At 64.6% G+C, this 17,351-nt stretch carries 12 protein-coding genes; 11 read left to right on the forward strand and 1 reads right to left on the reverse strand.

The features are described 5' to 3' along the window. Window positions 1-89: 89 nt before the first annotated feature. From ABGX75_RS13745 to ABGX75_RS13770, 6 genes are all read left to right on the forward strand, one after another. Window positions 90-1,781: a long-chain fatty acid--CoA ligase gene (locus ABGX75_RS13745; RefSeq protein ID WP_110062371.1), complete on the forward strand. Its 1,692-nt coding sequence runs from the start codon at window positions 90-92 to the stop codon at window positions 1,779-1,781. A gap of 81 nt (window positions 1,782-1,862) precedes the next feature. Continuing rightward, complete coding sequence (hrpA, locus tag ABGX75_RS13750) at window positions 1,863-5,840, forward strand: ATP-dependent RNA helicase HrpA (protein ID WP_347410492.1); 3,978 nt, start codon at window positions 1,863-1,865, stop codon at window positions 5,838-5,840. 74 nt (window positions 5,841-5,914) lie between these two features. Next, the gene (locus ABGX75_RS13755) at window positions 5,915-7,057 is read left to right on the forward strand and encodes a beta-ketoacyl-ACP synthase III (RefSeq protein ID WP_110062369.1); all 1,143 of its coding nucleotides are present in this window, start codon (window positions 5,915-5,917) and stop codon (window positions 7,055-7,057) included. After that, entirely contained in the window at window positions 7,057-7,806 is a 750-nt protein-coding gene (locus ABGX75_RS13760) for a VacJ family lipoprotein (RefSeq protein WP_011506770.1), read from the forward strand. Before ABGX75_RS13755 ends, ABGX75_RS13760 begins: the two co-directional genes overlap by 1 nt. A gap of 14 nt (window positions 7,807-7,820) precedes the next feature. Next, complete coding sequence (locus ABGX75_RS13765; protein WP_011506771.1) at window positions 7,821-8,960, forward strand: PP2C family protein-serine/threonine phosphatase; 1,140 nt, start codon at window positions 7,821-7,823, stop codon at window positions 8,958-8,960. After that, on the forward strand, window positions 8,953-9,468 hold the full coding sequence (locus tag ABGX75_RS13770; RefSeq protein ID WP_011506772.1) for an STAS domain-containing protein: 516 nt from the start codon (window positions 8,953-8,955) through the stop codon (window positions 9,466-9,468). The genes ABGX75_RS13765 and ABGX75_RS13770 overlap by 8 nt, the downstream gene beginning before the upstream one ends. Before the next feature lie 48 nt (window positions 9,469-9,516). On the opposite strand, the gene ABGX75_RS13775 is transcribed toward ABGX75_RS13770, so the two are convergent. Then, window positions 9,517-11,217: a methyl-accepting chemotaxis protein gene (locus ABGX75_RS13775; RefSeq protein ID WP_287124042.1), complete on the reverse strand. Its 1,701-nt coding sequence runs from the start codon at window positions 11,215-11,217 to the stop codon at window positions 9,517-9,519. A gap of 243 nt (window positions 11,218-11,460) precedes the next feature. On the opposite strand from ABGX75_RS13775, the gene ABGX75_RS13780 reads away from it, so the two are divergent. From ABGX75_RS13780 to pstB, 5 genes are all read left to right on the forward strand, one after another. Then, window positions 11,461-12,678 carry a Bcr/CflA family multidrug efflux MFS transporter gene (locus ABGX75_RS13780; RefSeq protein WP_128690477.1) on the forward strand — a complete coding sequence of 406 codons (1,218 nt, stop codon included), beginning with the start codon at window positions 11,461-11,463 and terminating at the stop codon, window positions 12,676-12,678. A gap of 126 nt (window positions 12,679-12,804) precedes the next feature. Then, window positions 12,805-13,830, forward strand: coding sequence for a PstS family phosphate ABC transporter substrate-binding protein (locus tag ABGX75_RS13785; protein WP_011506775.1), 1,026 nt, complete (start codon window positions 12,805-12,807; stop codon window positions 13,828-13,830). Window positions 13,831-13,945: 115 nt separating this feature from the next. Continuing rightward, window positions 13,946-15,202 (forward strand): phosphate ABC transporter permease subunit PstC, encoded by a 1,257-nt coding sequence (pstC, locus tag ABGX75_RS13790; protein WP_011506776.1) that lies wholly within the window; start codon window positions 13,946-13,948, stop codon window positions 15,200-15,202. A 17-nt stretch (window positions 15,203-15,219) separates the two neighbouring features. After that, the gene (gene pstA / locus ABGX75_RS13795) at window positions 15,220-16,386 is read left to right on the forward strand and encodes a phosphate ABC transporter permease PstA (protein WP_011506777.1); all 1,167 of its coding nucleotides are present in this window, start codon (window positions 15,220-15,222) and stop codon (window positions 16,384-16,386) included. Between the two features lie 140 nt (window positions 16,387-16,526). After that, window positions 16,527-17,309 carry a phosphate ABC transporter ATP-binding protein PstB gene (gene pstB / locus ABGX75_RS13800; protein WP_011506778.1) on the forward strand — a complete coding sequence of 261 codons (783 nt, stop codon included), beginning with the start codon at window positions 16,527-16,529 and terminating at the stop codon, window positions 17,307-17,309. Window positions 17,310-17,351: the final 42 nt, after the last annotated feature.

Below are 17,351 nucleotides of genomic sequence, written 5' to 3' on the forward strand. Positions count from 1 at the left end.
AGCGGTGAGGTTTCGATATCACCGCGGCTCGAGCATCAATAATAAATGTCGGCACCATGAAGTCGACCCCTGGTCAGCGGAGATACACGATGAGTCACGCCATGTCGCCGGTCGTTTCCGGTCCGCCTCTCGAAGGAATGGATGAGTTCTCCTCCGTCAACGAGGTATTCGCCGAGGCGTGCCGGCGCTTTGCCGACAAGCCGGCCTTCACGTGCATGGGGCGAACGCTGCGCTATGCGGAACTCGAGCGTTTGTCGCGGGATTTCGCGGCCTGGCTCAGTCACGAGACCGATCTCGAGCCGGGCGACCGGATCGCCATTCAGTTGCCCAACGTACTGCAATTTCCGGTGGCGATATTCGGCGCCATGCGTGCGGGGCTGGTGGTGGTCAACACCAATCCGCTGTATACCGAACGGGAAATGGCGCACCAATTTCAGGATGCGGGCGTCAAGGCCATTCTGATTCTCGCCAACATGGCCGACAAGCTCGAGCGCATTCTTCCCCGGACCGATATTCGTCATGTCCTGGTCACCGAGCTCGGCGACATGCACGGCTTCCCCAAGGGCGCGCTGATCAATGCCGCCGTCAAACACGTCAAGAAGATGGTACCGCGGTATTCATTGCCCGATGCCATCGGATTCCGCACGGCCTTGTCGCAGGGCCATGGCCGGACCAGCGAGGCCGTGACGTGCCACGGCGACGACATTGCCGTGTTGCAGTACACCGGCGGCACCACGGGGGTGGCCAAGGGCAGCATGCTCACGCATCGCAACTTGATCGCCAACATGCTGCAGACCCGGCAGATGATCGCCGGACTGATCGAGGAAGGCCGCGAGACGATCATCGCACCGTTGCCCGTCTACCATATCTATACGTTCACGGTGAATTGCCTGTTCACCATGGTGACGGGGAACCATACCGTACTGATTCCCAATCCCCGCGATATCGACGGCTTCATCAAGACGTTGCGCAAGACCGAGTACACCGGTTTCGTGGGGCTCAACACGCTCTTCAACGCGCTCTGTCAGCGCGAGGATTTCCGAGCGCTGGATTTCTCGCGCCTCAAGCTGACCATTTCCGGCGGCATGGCGCTGACCAAGGCCGTCGCCAAGCGCTGGGAGGAAGTCACCGGCTGCGCGGTGCTGGAAGGCTACGGGATGACCGAAACCTCGCCCATCGTGTGCGTCAACCCGCCGGACGGCATCCAGCTGGGCACCATCGGCAAGCCCGTGCCCGGCACCTCGATCAAGGTGATCGGCCCCGAGGGCGAGGACGTGCCGCGGGGTGAGCCGGGCGAGCTTTGCGTCAAGGGGCCTCAGGTGATGAAGGGCTATTGGCAGCGTCCCGAAGACACCGCCAGGGCGATGGATGACGAGGGCTGGATTCGTACCGGCGATATCGCCGTGATCCAGGAGGACGATTACGTGCGTATCGTCGATCGCAAGAAGGACATGATCATCGTCTCCGGCTTCAACGTCTATCCCAACGAAGTCGAGGATGTGGTGGCCGCCCACGAGGACGTGGTCGAAGTCGCGGCCATCGGTGTGCCCGATGACGCCACGGGCGAGGCGATCAAGCTCTTCGTGGTGAGCCGCAACGAGGCGCTGGACGCCGAAACGCTGCGCGGCTGGTGCAAGCGCGAACTGTCGGCCTACAAGGTGCCCAAGCTCATCGAGTTCCGCGACGAGTTGCCCAAGACCAACGTCGGCAAGGTGCTGCGTCGCGAATTGCGCGACTCGCAAGGTGCCCAGGCGCAGGTATCCGAGCAGGATACGACATAGGCGCGAGGTCGGCCTTGGCGTTACAATCATCGGCTCGCCTTCCCCGAGGGCGAGCCGTTTTGCTGATTCCATGAGGCGCCCTTGAGCACGACACCGACGAGCGATTCCCGCGATCAACTGGCGCGTCTGCGCGCGCAACTCGACGACTGCCTGCTGCGCGATGCCCACGAACAGGGGCGCCGCCTGGCCAAGCTGAACGGGCGCGCGCGCAGCGGTAAACCCATCGACCGCTCGTTGCGCGACATCGAAGCCCGTCTGGCGCGTTCGCGCGAGCAGCTGGCGGCGCGGCGCGCGCAACCGCTGACGTTGCGCTATCCCGATGACCTGCCCGTGGTCGAACGCCGTGAGGATCTGCTGGCGGCGCTCGACGCTCACCAGGTGGTCGTGGTCGCTGGCGAGACCGGCTCGGGCAAGACCACCCAGCTCCCCAAGCTGTGTCTCGAGCTGGGGCTGGGGCGCCGAGGGCTGATTGGCCACACCCAGCCACGGCGGCTGGCGGCGCGCACCGTCGCCACACGCCTCGCCGAGGAGCTGGACGTGCCGCTGGGGGCGCAGGTCGGCTACCAGGTGCGCTTCACCGATCAGACCGACGAGCGCACCCTGGTCAAGCTGATGACCGATGGCATCCTGCTCGCCGAGACGCAGAACGACCCGGATCTGATGCGCTACGAGGCGATCATCATCGACGAGGCGCACGAGCGCAGCCTCAACATCGATTTCCTGCTCGGCTATCTCAAGCGCCTCACCGAGCGGCGGCCCGACCTCAAGATCATCATTACCTCGGCGACCATCGACGTCGAGCGTTTCAGCCACCACTTCGGGCGCGACGGCAAGCCGGCGCCGGTGGTGGAAGTCTCGGGGCGCACCTATCCGGTGGACGTGTTCTATCGACCGCTGGTGCGCGATGCGGACGACGAGGAAGACCGCACCTTGCAGGAGGGCATTCTGCATGCGGTGGAAGAAGTCGAGACCATCGAGCGCGAGCGACGCTGGTACAGCGGGCCCCGCGACGTGCTGATCTTCCTGCCCGGCGAGCGGGAAATTCGCGAAACCGCGGACACGCTGCGCCGCGCCGACCTCAAGGGCACCGAGATCCTGCCGCTTTATGCGCGGCTCTCCAATGCCGAGCAGAATCGCGTGTTCCAGCCGCATGCCGGACGCCGCATCGTGCTGGCCACCAACGTGGCGGAAACCTCGCTGACCGTGCCGGGCATCCGCTACGTGATCGACCCCGGCCTGGTCCGCATGAGCCGCTACAGTTATCGCGCCAAGGTGCAGCGCCTGCCCATCGAGCCGATCAGTCAGGCCAGCGCCGACCAGCGCAAGGGGCGTTGCGGGCGCATCAGCGAGGGCGTGTGCATCCGCCTCTACAGCGAAGAGGACTTCCTGGCGCGGCCGACGTATACCGAGCCGGAGATTCAGCGTACCAACCTGGCCTCGGTGATTCTCTCCATGCTGGCGCTGAAGCTCGGCGACATCGAGGCTTTCCCCTTCGTCGACGTGCCGGATTCGCGCTTCATCAAGGACGGTTATCGTCTGCTCTATGAACTGGGGGCCGTGGGCGCCGACAATCGCCTGAGCGAGCTCGGGCGTCGCGTGGCCCGCCTGCCGATCGACCCGCGCCTGGCACGCATGGCACTCGCCGGTGCCGAGCAGGGCAGCCTGCGCGAGACACTGATCGTGGTCAGCGCCTTGTCGACGCAGGACCCGCGCGACCGTCCGGCGGACAAGCGCCAGGCGGCGGACGAGAAGCATCGCCAGTGGCAGGACCCCGAGTCGGACTTCATGGCCTGGCTCAATCTCTGGCATGGGGTCGAGCAGGCCCGCGAGACCCTCTCCGGCAACCAGCTGCGGCGCTGGTGCCGTGACAACTATCTCAGCTACCTGAGGCTGCGGGAGTGGCATGACACCTTCCGCCAGCTCAAGCAGCTGACGCGTGACATGGGACTCGAGCCCTCCAGCGCGGTATTGCCGCCCAAGGAGGACGATGCTGCGTCGGCGCGTCCGCGCGTCGATGGCGAGCGCTTGCACAAGGCGCTGTTGTCGGGGCTGCTCTCGCACCTGGGCACGCTGCAGGAAAACCGCGAATACCTCGGCGCGCGCAACCGCAAGTTCATGATTCATCCCGGCTCGGGGCTGGCCAAAAAGACGCCCAAGTGGGTCATGGCCGGCGAGCTGGTGGAAACCTCGCGCCTTTATGCGCGCGACGTGGCGCGCATCCAGCCGGCATGGGTAGAGCCCATGGCGTCGCACCTGGTCAAGCGCAGCTACAGCGAACCGCATTGGGAGATGAAGCGTGGCCAGGTCGTGGCGTTCGAGCAGGTGACGTTGTTCGGTCTGCCGATCGTCACCGGGCGGCGCATCGACTACGCCAAGGTGGCGCCGGAAGAAGCCCGGGAGCTTTTCATCCGGCGTGCGCTGGTGGAAGGGGAGTACCGCACCCAGGCGGCCTTCTTCCAGCACAATCGTGCCCTGATCGACGACGTGGAAGAACTCGAGGATCGTGCCCGCAAGCGCGATATCCTGGTCGACGAGGAGACGCTGTTCGCCTTCTACGATGCCCGGCTGCCGGCGGACGTGGCCGGCGCGCGCAGCTTCGAGCGCTGGCGCAAGCAAGCCGAACGGGAAGCGCCCGAGGTGCTCAAGCTCGAGCGTGCCACCCTGATGGCGCGCGATGCCGAGGAAGTCACCCAGCAGGCCTATCCCGACGAGCTGGTGCACAACGGCGTGCGCTATCCGCTGGATTATCATTTCGCACCGGGCGAGTCCGACGATGGCGTGACGCTGACGGTACCGGCCGCCATGCTGTCGCAGCTGCCCGAAGGACGGCTCGAGTGGCTGGTGCCGGGGCTGTTGCGAGAGAAGTGCATCGCACTGCTCAAGACGTTGCCCAAGGCGATCCGTCGGCAGGTGGTGCCGATTCCCGACTGGGTGGATGCGGCCCTGGCCACCCTGGTGCCCGACGAGCGCCCGTTGACCGAGGCCCTGGGCGAGTTCCTGCGCCGGCGCACGGGGGTGCGCCTGAGCGCCGACGATTGGCGCACGGATCAGCTCGAGCCGCACCTGATCATGAACCTGCGCGTGGTGGCGCACGATGGCGAGGTGCTTGGCGAAGGGCGCGACCTCGGTGCCCTCAAGCAGCGCTTCGACGAAGCGGCCAGCCAGGGTGCCAGGGCGTTGGCGGCGAGCGGTCCGACGGCGGAGGCGCTGGCCGAGCTGCCGGAGCAGGCGATTCCCGAATCGCGCTCCACCCAGCAGGCGGGCATTCGCGTCGAGGCCTACCCGGCGCTGGTCGACCGGGGTGACAGCCTGGCCATCGAGTCGTTCGATCATCCCGACAAGGCGCATGCCGCGCACCGCCATGGCGTCAAGCGTGCGGCCATGCTGCGCCTGCCCGAGCAGGTTCGTTACCTGTCGCGCGAACTCAAGGGACTGGATCGCTGCGCGTTGCTGTTCGCCAAGGTGGGGAGCAAGACGCAGCTCGTCGACGATCTGGTCGAGGCGGTGTTCCTGCAGGTCGTTGCCGTGGACCCGTTGCCGCGTGACCGCCAGTCCCTGGAAGCGCGTATCGAGGCCACGCGGAGCGAGCTGGTGGCGCACGCCGAGGAGCGGGTCGCGACCCTGCAGAAAGCGCTGGAAGGGCATCTCGAGGTCACCAAGGCCCTCAAGGGCAACCTGAACCTGTCCCTCGCCCTGGTCTACAGTGATTTGAAGGCCCAGATGGCGCGCCTGGTCTATCCCGGCTTCGTCAGCGATGCCGAGGAATGGCTCGAGCAGTATCCGCGCTACATGCAGGCGGCGTTGATCCGGCTCGAGAAGGCCCCGCGCGAGCGGGCCCGTGATCAAATGGCGATGCAGCAGGTGCATGCGTTCGAAGAGCGGTTGCGCGCGCGCCTCGAGGCCGATCAGCGTGAAGGGCGGCGTGACCCGCGCTTCGTCGAGTTCGGCTGGTGGCTGGAAGAGTTGCGTGTCTCGCTGTTCGCCCAGCAACTGGGCACGCTGGCGCCGGTCTCGGCCAAGCGCCTGGAGCGTCGCTGGACGGAACTCACGGGACGGTGACCTCGCGCGCCAGATGACCGCCCCGCGAACGGGGCATCGACGACACCATAACAAGCGCATCACGGAGCACGCTCATGACGCACGCGGTCATTACCGGTACCGGCCTTTACACGCCGCCACACGCCATCGACAACGCCACGCTGGTGGCCTCGTTCAATGCCTGGGTGGATCGCGAAAACGCGCGCTACCAGGAGGCGATCGAGGACGGATGGCGTCAGCCGCTGGAGCATTCCAGCAGCGAGTTCATCGCCAAGGCATCGGGCATCCAGAGTCGCTATGTGGTGGAGGCGTCGGGCATTCTCGACCCCGACCGCATGCGTCCGCACCTGGCGCCCCGGGCCGACGATGCACTCTCCCTGCAGGCCGAGATGGGACTCGACGCGGCGCGCCAGGCGCTGTCTGCCGCAGGGGTCGAACCCGGCGCGCTGGACATGGTGATCGTGGCCTGCTCCAACCTGCAGCGTCCTTATCCCGCGGTGGCGGTGGAGCTCCAGGCCGCGTTGGGCGCCGAGGGACATGCCTTCGACATGAACGTCGCGTGCTCGAGCGCCACCTTCGCCATCGACCAGGCCAACAACGCCATCCGTGCCGGCAGCGTCAAGCGAGTCCTGGTGGTGAGCCCGGAAATCTGCTCGGCGCACCTCAACTTCCGGGATCGCGATAGTCACTTCATCTTCGGCGATGCCTGCACGGCGGTGCTGCTGGAAGCCGACGACGTGGCCTGCGCCGAAGAGCGTTTCGACGTCGTGAGCACGCGCCTGGCGACACGCTTCTCGAACGCGATCCGCAACAATTTCGGCTTTCTCGACCGCGTGACCGACCATCCCGTCGACCGGGACCCGGCCTTCGTCTCCGACAAGCTGTTCGTGCAGGACGGGCGGCGCGTGTTCAAGGACGTCTGTCCACTGGTCGCGTCCCTGATCGGCGAACACCTCGACGCCGAGGGGCTGGCCCCCGACGACCTCAAGCGGCTATGGCTGCACCAGGCCAATCGTCACATGAACGATCTGATCGCGCGGCGTGTGCTGGGCCGCGAGCCGAGCCTGGCCGAGGCACCGGTGATTCTCGACCGCTATGCCAACACCAGTTCGGCGGGCTCGATCATCGCCTTCCATCTGCACCGGGAAAATCTGGTCGCAGGCGATGTGGGGGTGGTCTGTTCGTTCGGAGCGGGCTACAGTGCGGGCAATGTGATATTGCGTAAGGTGAAGGCTTGATGAAAACGACCAAGTGGCTGGCCGTGGCGTGCATGGCGGCGGCAGTGAGCGGCTGTGCCAGCCAGGGGCAGACGCAGGGCAATCCCGACGATCCGTGGGAAAGTTACAATCGCAAGGTGTTCGCTTTCAATGACACACTGGATCGTTATGCGTTGAAACCCGTCGCGCAGGGCTACGACTACGTGACGCCCGATCCGGTCCAGACCGGGGTGGGCAATTTCTTCAGCAACCTCGGCGAGGTCGGCACCACGATCAACAGTGTGCTGCAATGGAAGTGGGCCAATGCCGGCATCGCCTCCGGCCGTTTCGTGATCAACTCCATCCTCGGGGTGGGCGGCATCCTCGATCCGGCCTCGCGCATGGGCCTGGTGGAGCGCGAAGAGGACTTCGGGCAGACCCTGGCCACCTGGGGCGTCGCCGAAGGCCCCTACGTGGTGCTGCCGGTGCTCGGTGGTCGGACGCTGCGCCATACCTCGGGGCTGCCCGTGGACTGGTACACCGATCCGGTGACGTATGTCGAGGAGGACGAGGTACGCTATGGCCTGAGGTTCATCGATCTCATCGATACGCGGGCGGGGCTGCTCGACCGCGAGGAGCTGATTCGGGGCGACCGCTACAGCTTCATCCGCGATGCGTATCTGCAGAACCGGCGTTACGAGGTCAACGATGGCGAAACGGGAGCGGATCCCTTCGCCGACGGTGACTTCGGCGACGATTTCGAATACGACGAAGACGCCTTCGCCGAGTGACCCCGAGGCCCCGCATGGCCAACTCTCGTACCCTGATCGGTCTCCTCGACCAGCCCGGCGCATCGCGGGATGCGCTGGCCGGCCTCATTGGCCAGGGACATTTCGCCGTGCTGGCGGCGGCTCATGCCGAGGAGTTGCCTGCGGAGGTGGCCCTGGTGGTGGCGCATGTGCGCGCCGTGCCGCGCCAGGACTGGGCCGCGCTGGCGGCGCGCTGGCCGACCATCGTGATCAGCGAGACGCGTTTCGACGGCGATCTGCTGCAGGCGGTGGATGCCGGGCTGATCGACTATCTGGTCGAGCCGCAGTGTCATGGTGACGTGCTGCGACGCCTGATCGGACGCTCGATCGAGCATCATCGGCTGGCTCAGGAATACGCCCGGGATCGTCAGCGCCTGGCCGAACTCAACGAAAGCCTGGAAACCCACCTGGCCATGCTGCGTCTCGATCAGCAGGCCGGCTGGCAGATCCAGCGCAAGCTGCTGCCCGCCAATCCCGTGACGCGCCACGATGTCACCGCCGAGTACTGGCTGGCGCCTTCGCTGTATCTATCGGGTGACTTTCTCGACTTTCAGCGCTGCGATGCGCGTTACAGCTTCTTCTACTTCGTCGACGTCTCGGGGCACGGGGCGTCGTCGGCATTCGTCACCGTACTGCTCAAGTACCTCAGCAACCGCTGGTTGTCGCAATGGCGCGAGCAAAACGCCAGCGACTTCCCAGCGCAGTGCCTGACCGAGCTCAATCGTGAGCTGCTGGAGACGGGGATCGGCAAGCATGCCACGGTCTTCGCCGGGGTGCTTGACCATGAGCGTCACTATCTCCACTATTCGCTCGGCGCGCAGATGCCGATGCCGCTCTTGCAAGTGGGTCGCGAGGTCAGCGTGCTGTCGGGAGAAGGGCCGCCGGTGGGGTTGTTTCCGCATGTCGAATTCCCCACTTACGGTTATGCCTTGCCCGATGCATTTCGTCTGTGGCTGTGCTCGGACGGCATACTGGAATGTCTGGCGGGCGATACCCTCGATCAACGCCTCGTTGCGTTGAAGGAGCGCGTCGCCCAGTGCGCCCGTGTGGATGCGTTGAAAGATGCACTCGTATTGGGCGACGAACTGCCGGATGATCTCACCATCATGACTTTGAGCGGATTCGATCATGCATGAGGGGCGTATTCAGGCGGCGTTCAACGCCGGTGTATTCGTGCTCAAGCTGAGTGGTGACGTGCGTTTGACGCTGTGTGCCACGCTCGATCAGCAGGCGCAGCGCGTGGCCGACAGCCCCGGCCTGGCCGCGGTGATGATCGATCTGCGCGAGGCGACCAATGTCGACTCCACCGCCCTGGGCTTTCTGGCCAAGGTGGCCATGGCCGTGGAGGGGCGGCTCGAACAGCCGCCGACCATCGTCGCCGAGCATCCCGATGTGCGGCGCATGCTGGATGTCATGGGGTTTTCGCGTTACTTCACGTTGCTCGATGCACCGCTCACCGAGCCGGCGAGCCTGCGCGAGTTGCCGCAGGTGAGGGCGGATGAGCAGGGCATGCAGCAGCGCATCCTCGAGGCGCACCGGATTCTGATGCGCATGAGCGATCACAATCGCGATGAATTCCAGCCCCTGGTCGATCTGCTCGAAGCGCAGAAGCCCGGCGAGGATTGCTCCCGGACGCATCACTGAGCGTATCGGTCGCCGGACCGGGTGATGCGTCCTCGCTGATGATCACCTTCAGGTGGCGGCGGCCAGCGCTGGGGCCGGTGTCGCCTCGTCCTGCCACCGAGAGGCCGTTTCCGTCTCGTCTGACACCGGTTCGCGCGGTACGTATTCGCTGTCCTCGTCGAGGACGAACTCGCGCACCGAGGCATGCAGCCGTGTGGTTTCCTCACCCAGCGTAGTGGCGGCGTGTGTCGCCTGCGTGGCCATGGCGGCGTTGCCTTGGGTGAGTTGTTCCAGCTGCTCGATCGCCCGATCGATCTGTGCGATGCCTTGATGCTGTTCCTGGCTGGCGTCGGCGATGTCACGCATGAGCTGGGCCGTCTGCTCCACCGAGGCGACCAGTTCGCCGATGGTGGTTCCCGTTTCCTTGACGCGCTGGCTGCCGGCCTCGACATCCCGCCGGGCGTTGTCGGTGAGGGTGCGGATATCGCGCGCGGCCTCGGCGCTCTGGCTGGCGAGGCGCCTCACTTCATTGGCCACCACCGAGAAGCCTCGTCCATGCTGCCCGGCACGAGCCGCCTCGACCGAGGCATTGAGCGCCAGCAGGTTGGTCTGGAACGCCAGTGAATCGATCATGGCGACGATATCCTCGACCTGGCGCGAGCCGGCGCGAATGCTCTCTATGGTCGTGGTGACCTGCGAGACGGCTTCCTGCCCCCGCTCGGCAGAGTGCGAGGCGGTCGCGGCCAGGGTCACGGCACGTTCGGCATGCTCGGCGTTGCGCCCCACGGTCGCGGTCAGCTGTGCCATGCTCGCGGCGGTCTCTTCCAGGGCGGCGGCTTGTCGCTCGGTCCGCGAGGCCAGGGCCTGGCTGTCCTCGGCGATGCGCTGGGTATCGCGATGGATCGTCTGGCTGCTGGCGCGCACCTCGCCGACGTTGGCGGCAAGACGCTGTCGCATGCCGTCGAGGGCCTCGAACAGACGCCGGACGTCGCGTTGCCCGCGTGCGTGGACAGGGCGTTCCAGCCGCCCCTCGGCGATCCGCTCGAAATGCTCGAGCAGACCGTTGAGAGGGGTCACCACATGGCGTGTCATGCCCCACATGACCAGGGCGATGGCGATCAGCGAGGCGAGGATGGCTGCGCCGATCAGCATGCGCAGGCCATCGGCCATGACGCCGAAATCATCCACCAGGGTCGCGCCGCGCTGCTGGCTCGCGGTCATGAAGGCATCGGCGCTTTCCATGAACGCGGCGTTCATGTCGTGCAAGCGCGACTGCCCGGAGCGGTAGCCGCTCAGGTCGCGCGCCGTGCTGTCGCCGGCGGCGAGGCGCTCGTTGGCTTCCTGCAGTTGCATCAACTGCAGTGACATGCCGGTATTGACCAGCGAATGAAAGCGTTGGCTCAGCGTCTCGAGTGCCGGGGAGGCGGCGGCGGGCTCGAGTCGTTCGAAGGCTTCCTGCGCTCGGGTCATCAAGGCCTCGGCCTCATCGATGACCGGCCCCGGCGGATCGAACGACGGGCGCTCGAGTAGCGATGCGGCACGGTTCATGGCCAGTTGGGCACGCAATGTGTCGACATAGACGTCATCGAGAATGGTGGTGCGCTCGACGTTGAGGCGATCGAGCGTGTCGAAGGCGTTCTGGCCGACATGCAGCGCATATCCCCCCAGTAGCCCGACGGCAATCACCATCAGGCTGAATGCGCCCAGCACCAGCATGCTGATGCCGCGGATCGTCAAGGGCGGTAGGCGGCGAGGTAAAGAAACGCGCATGGTGTCAGTCCCTGTAGTCTTTTTTGAAGGCGACGAAAATCGGCCTCGCGATGTGGACGCACGAGGCGAGACGGCCGCCATGATGGCGCGCGATTGTTGCGATTTGTGGACACCGCCGCGACGCTCGGTCCCCAGAAAGGGCGTTATCGGCTATGATGAGCGCACTAGCCGTTAGCCTTCTTCATGTTGGCGTGCCGGCCCCGTCGGAGCCGGCACGACTCTGTACGTTCTTCAGGAGATGTCGTGACTCGACTCAATGCGCGACGTTTGGCGCTGCTGGTGGCGGCCAATACCGCCCTGGCGCCTTTCGCCATCGATGCCTATCTACCCGCCATGCCGACGCTCGCCGAGGCGGTGAACGCCAGCGTGCATCACACCGAGCTGTCGTTGAGCGTGTTCCTGTTCGGCTTCGCCATCGGCCAGCTGCTGTGCGGCCCGCTGTCGGATCGCTTTGGCCGGCGTCCGGTGCTGTTGACCGGGCTGGTGGTGTTTCTGGTCGCCAGTCTGGGCATCATGCAGGTGTCGTCGCTGGAAACGCTCTGGGGGCTGCGTTTCGTCCAGGCCCTGGGGGGCGGGGCCTGCGTGGTCAATTCCGCGGCCATCGTGCGCGACTGTTTCAGCGGACGCGAGGCCGCCAAGGTGATGTCGACCATGGCGATGATCCTGATGCTCGCCCCGCTGGTGGCGCCCACGGTGGGAAGCGTGCTGCTGGGATTCTTCAACTGGCAGTCGATCTTTCTGTTCCTGGCGCTGTATGCCGCCTTCCTGCTGTTCTTTCTGGGTACGCGCCTGCCCGAGACCCATGGGCGCGATCCCGACGCACCGTCGATGCGCCAGGTGTTGCGCAACTATGCCAGCGTCATTCGTCATCGCGAGGCGATGGGCTACATCTGCGCCGTGTCGATGTCGTTCGCGGGCATGTTTGCCTTCATCACCGGGTCGCCGTACCTGTACATGGAGCACTACGGCATTTCGGCGGCGGTCTATCCGTTCGTGTTCGGGGCCAACATCCTGGTCATGGCCTCTTCCAACCGTCTCAACATCTATCTGTTGAAGAGACGCACGCCGCAGCAGAATCTCGTGGTGGGGCTGGGCATTCAGTTATGTGCCGGGGTGGCCCTGGTGGCGTTGATCCTGTCGGGCATGGACTCGATCTACAGCGTCGCGCCGCTGATGGTGGTGTTCGTGGGCATGCAGGGGTTGATCGCGCCGAACGCGATGTCCTCGATGCTCGATCACTTCCCGAACATGAGCGCGACGGCCACGGCGCTGCAAGGGTGTCTGCAATTTTCCAGCGGCGCCTTCGCCGGCATGCTGGTGGGGGCCTTCGAGATCGCCAGTGCCTGGCCGACGGTACTGACGATGCTGGGCGCTTCCGTGCTGGGCAATATCGGCGTGCGGGTACTGGCCGGTCGAGCCTTGGGGGCTCAGGAGGAAGAAGGGGCAGTGACCGAACGGTAGACGGGGTGCAACGCGTCGGCGTAACTCGGAGTGACATTCGTCATCTTTTGTCATGAAGCTGTCATCTTCATTGGGCATCTTAGGTGTCGCGAAGGTTGAACACTCTCATCGACAGGAGTTACCCGCATGAACCGTATCCTCAAGACTACCGCGTTGGCCGCTGCCGTGATGAGCGTCGCAGGCGTTGCCCAGGCGCAGGACGAAACACGCGAGCAGCTACGCATCGTCGGTTCCAGCACCGTCTATCCGTTCGCCAGCTACGTCGTCGAGGAGTTCGGCGCGACCACCGATTACCCGACACCCGTCATCGAATCCACGGGGTCCGGCGGCGGTCTGCGCTTGTTCTGCAATGGGGTCGGGCTGGACACGCCGGACATCACCAACGCCTCGCGCCGCATGAAGCCCTCCGAGTTCGAGCGTTGCCAGGAAAACGGCGTGACCGACATCACCGAAGCCAAGATCGGTTACGACGGTATCGCGTTCGCCGAGTCCAACACCAACGAGCCGGTCAACTTCACGCGTGAGCAGCTGTTCCTCGCGCTGGCCGCCAAGGTGCCCCAGGACGGCGAACTGGTCGACAACCCCTACACCAAGTGGAGCGATATCGACTCCTCGCTGCCGGATCGTGAGATCATGGTGTATGGTCCGCCGACCACTTCCGGCACGCGTGATGCCTTCGAGGAGCTGGTGATGGAAGCCGCTTCCGAAGAGATGGACGCCTACGGCGGTGAAGGCTACACCGACATCCGTCAGGACGGCCCCTACGTCGACGCCGGCGAGAACGACAACCTCATCGTTCAGCGTCTCCAGGAGAACACCACGGCATTCGGTATCTTCGGGTATTCCTTCCTCGAAGAGAACGCCGACTCCCTGACCGCCGCGAGCATCGATGGTGTGGAACCCGAGCCCGAAGCCATCAGCTCCGGTGAATATCCGGTGTCGCGCTCACTTTTCTTCTACGTTAAGAACCAGCATGCCGATAGCGTGCCGGCCATGTACCCCTACGTCGACCTGTTCATGAGCGAGCAGATGATCAGCCCGATGGGCTACCTCAAGGGCCTGGGTCTGATCCCGCTGCCCGAGGACGCACGCGAGCAGGCGCGCAGCGATGTCGAAAATCGCGAGAGTCTCGAACTCAGCGACCTGAAGTAAGGCCGTAAGCGGTCCGATGAAGTGGCCGGCGGCTTTTGCTGCCGGCCCATTTGCGTGACGAGCCCTACGGGGTTGATGGCTCCCACCGGGAGCAACGTTATCCTGAGAGACCGACATGACGACGAATACCGTCTTCCTGCTGTTCTGCGCGGTACTCTTGGTGCTTGGGGGAGTTGCCTTCACCCTGAGCCGCGCCAAGGCCTCGCGCGTTCGTGCCACGGGCACGGCGATGCATGCACAGCCGGATCAATACGCCTGGTTCGCGGTCCTCGCCACCGCCGGACCAGCACTTCTGGTCAGCGCCCTGGGGGCGTTTGCCCTGTTGCTGATGGGGGCGGAGATCCCCACGCTCTATCTGTTGTCGGCGAGCCTGATCATTGCGACGATCGGCCTGGTCATGGGGCTGAGTCAAGTACGCCCCGACTTCCATGCGCGACGCGCCATCGAAGGGGTCATTCGCAAGCTGCTGGCAGCCGCGGCGATGATCTCGATTCTCACCACGCTGGGCATTCTACTGTCGATCATCACCGAGGCCCTGCGTTTCTTCCAGATGCATAGCTTCTGGGACTTCGTGACCGGCACTACCTGGAATCCCGGCGCGAGCTTCCTTTCCGCCGCCGGTCGCGGCGAAGAGGGGGGCAGTGCCGCGCAGTTCGGGTCGATCCCGCTTTTCGCCGGCACCTTCATGATCACCCTGATCGCCATGCTGGTGGCGATTCCCTTCGGTCTGGGCGCGGCCATCTACATGGTCGAGTTCGCGCCCATGCGCATTCGCAAGGCTGCCAAGCCGGTGATCGAAGTGCTGGCAGGGATCCCCACCGTGGTATACGGCGTCTTTGCGGCCTTGACCGTGGCGCCGCTGGTGGTGGATATCGCCGGGCTGTTCGGGCTCGATGCCTCGTACTCCAATGCCCTGGCACCGGGGCTGGTGATGGGCATCATGATCATCCCGTTCATCTCCTCGCTGTCCGACGATGTCATCAACTCCGTGCCCAACAGCCTGCGGGAAGGGGCCCTGGCGCTGGGCATCACCAAAGGGGAAATGGTGCGCAACGTGGTGGTGCCCGCCGCCGCGCCGGGGATTATCTCGGCCTCGCTGCTGGCGGTGTCCCGCGCGCTGGGGGAAACCATGATCGTGGTCATGGCGGCCGGCATGCGTCCCAACCTGACCGCCAATCCGCTGGAAGACATGACCACCGTGACGGTGAGCATCGTTGCGGCGCTGACCGGCGATCAGGAATTCGAAAGCGCCCAGACACTCTCGGCCTTTGCCCTGGGGCTGGTGCTGTTCGTCGTGACGCTGACGCTGAACGTGGTGTCGGTGTTCATGATTCGCCGCTTCCGCGAGAAGTACCGCGTCAACAACCTGTAATCCGATAGGTCGAGAGCATGAGCCAATCGTTCGAAGAAATTTCCGCGCAGCTCAAGAAACGCCATCGGCGTTCGGCGCGCATGAAATGGATGACCATGGGCGCCTTGATCCTGTCGGCGGCATTCCTCGTCGTGTTCATTTCCGACATGGTGGTGCGAGGGTGGCCCGCGTTTCAGCAGGCGCAGCTGCAGGTCGAGGTCAGCTACGACGAGCAGTCCCAGAAATTGCCGCTCGCGGCCGTCGATGAGGACGTGCGCCCGCTGATCTCGCGCGGCTTCTTCCGCTCCCTGCCGCGCGAGATGGAAAACAACCCGGAGTTGATGGGCACCACCCAGACCCGATGGGTGATCGCCGACAGCCGGGTGGATCAGTTCCTCAAGGGAAACGAGGATCGGCTGCGTCCCGCCGACAAGGAAACGCTCCAGGCCCTGGTCGAGGACGGGCGCGCGGCGCTGAAGTTCAACACCACCTTCTTCACCACCGGTGACTCCAAGATGCCGGAACTGGCGGGGATCGCCTCGGCGGCCATCGGCACGGTGATGACCATGCTGGTCACCATGGCGGTGTGCTTCCCGATCGGGGTGATGACGGCCGTCTATCTCGAGGAGTTCGCGCCCGACAACCGCCTGACGCAGCTCATCGAGATCAATATCAACAACCTGGCGGCCGTGCCGTCGATCCTGTTCGGTCTGCTGGGGCTGGCGATCTACATCAGCTTCTTCGGGGTGCCGCGCTCCTCGCCACTGGTGGGCGGGTTGACCCTGGCACTGATGACGCTGCCGGTGATCATCATTTCGACACGCGCTGCCTTGCGCAGTGTGCCGGACAGCATTCGTCATGCCGCCTTCGGCGTGGGCTGCTCACGCTGGCAGGTCGTGCGCGATCACGTGTTGCCTGTCTCGCTGCCGGGCATCCTGACCGGTTCGATCATCGGTCTGGCACAGGCCATGGGGGAAACCGCGCCACTGATCATCGTGGGCATGGTGGCGTTCATTCCCGATGCCTCGATATCGATCACGGACGCCTCGACGGTGATGCCGGCGCAGATCTTCACCTGGGCCAGCGAGCCGAACAGCGCCTTTGCCGAGAAGACGGCGGGCGGCATCCTGGTGCTTCTGGCGGTGCTGATCTTTCTCAATGCTCTCGCCGTCTGGCTACGCAACAAATTCGAACGCCGCTGGTAAGCGACTTCAGACAGGACATCATCGCCATGAACGACACGACCCTGCAGAACTTTCAGACTCAGCAAGATCCGCCCACGGCTTCCAAGGATGCCGCGCGTGATCCTTATACCCAGGCGCCGACGCCCGACAAGGGGCAGCCGGTGACGCGCAACGAGAACGTCGAGGAAAACCTGAGCGTGCGCGTGCGCGACCTCAACCTGTGGTACGGCGACCACCAGGCGCTCAAGGACATCAGCATCGACATCTTCGCCAATACCGTCACGGCCCTGATCGGCCCTTCGGGGTGCGGCAAGTCGACCTTCCTGCGTTGCCTCAATCGCATGAACGACTTGATCAACTCGGTGAGCATCAAGGGACTGGTGGAAATGGACGGTCACGACGTCAATGCCCGCGGCATGGATGAAGTGGCCCTGCGCCGTCGCGTGGGCATGGTGTTCCAGAAGCCGAACCCGTTTCCCAAGTCGATCTACGAGAACGTCGCCTACGCGCCGCGCATGCACGACATGGTCAGCCGCAAGGCCGATCAGGACGAGCTGGTGGAGCGTGCATTGCGCGATGCAGGGCTGTGGAACGAGGTCAAGGACAAGCTGCACGAGCCGGGCACGTCGCTATCCGGCGGTCAGCAGCAGCGCTTGTGCATCGCGCGCGCCATCGCCGTGCGCCCCGACGTGATCCTGATGGACGAGCCGACCTCGGCACTCGACCCCATCTCCACGGCGACCATCGAAGACCTGATGGACAAGCTGAAGAAGGACTTCACCATCGTGACCGTCACCCACAACATGCAGCAGGCAGCACGCGTGGCGGATTACACGGCGTTCTTCCATCTCGGCGAGATGATCGAGTACAACGCCACCAAGCAGATGTTCTCCAACCCGCATACCAAGAAGGCGGAGGATTACATCACCGGGCGTTACGGCTGATGGTCTGACAACGCGAATGACCTCAAGGGCGCTTCGGCGCCC

The sequence above is a fragment of the Chromohalobacter sp. genome (assembly GCF_039830575.1).
In the GTDB taxonomy this organism is placed as follows: domain Bacteria; phylum Pseudomonadota; class Gammaproteobacteria; order Pseudomonadales; family Halomonadaceae; genus Chromohalobacter; species Chromohalobacter israelensis.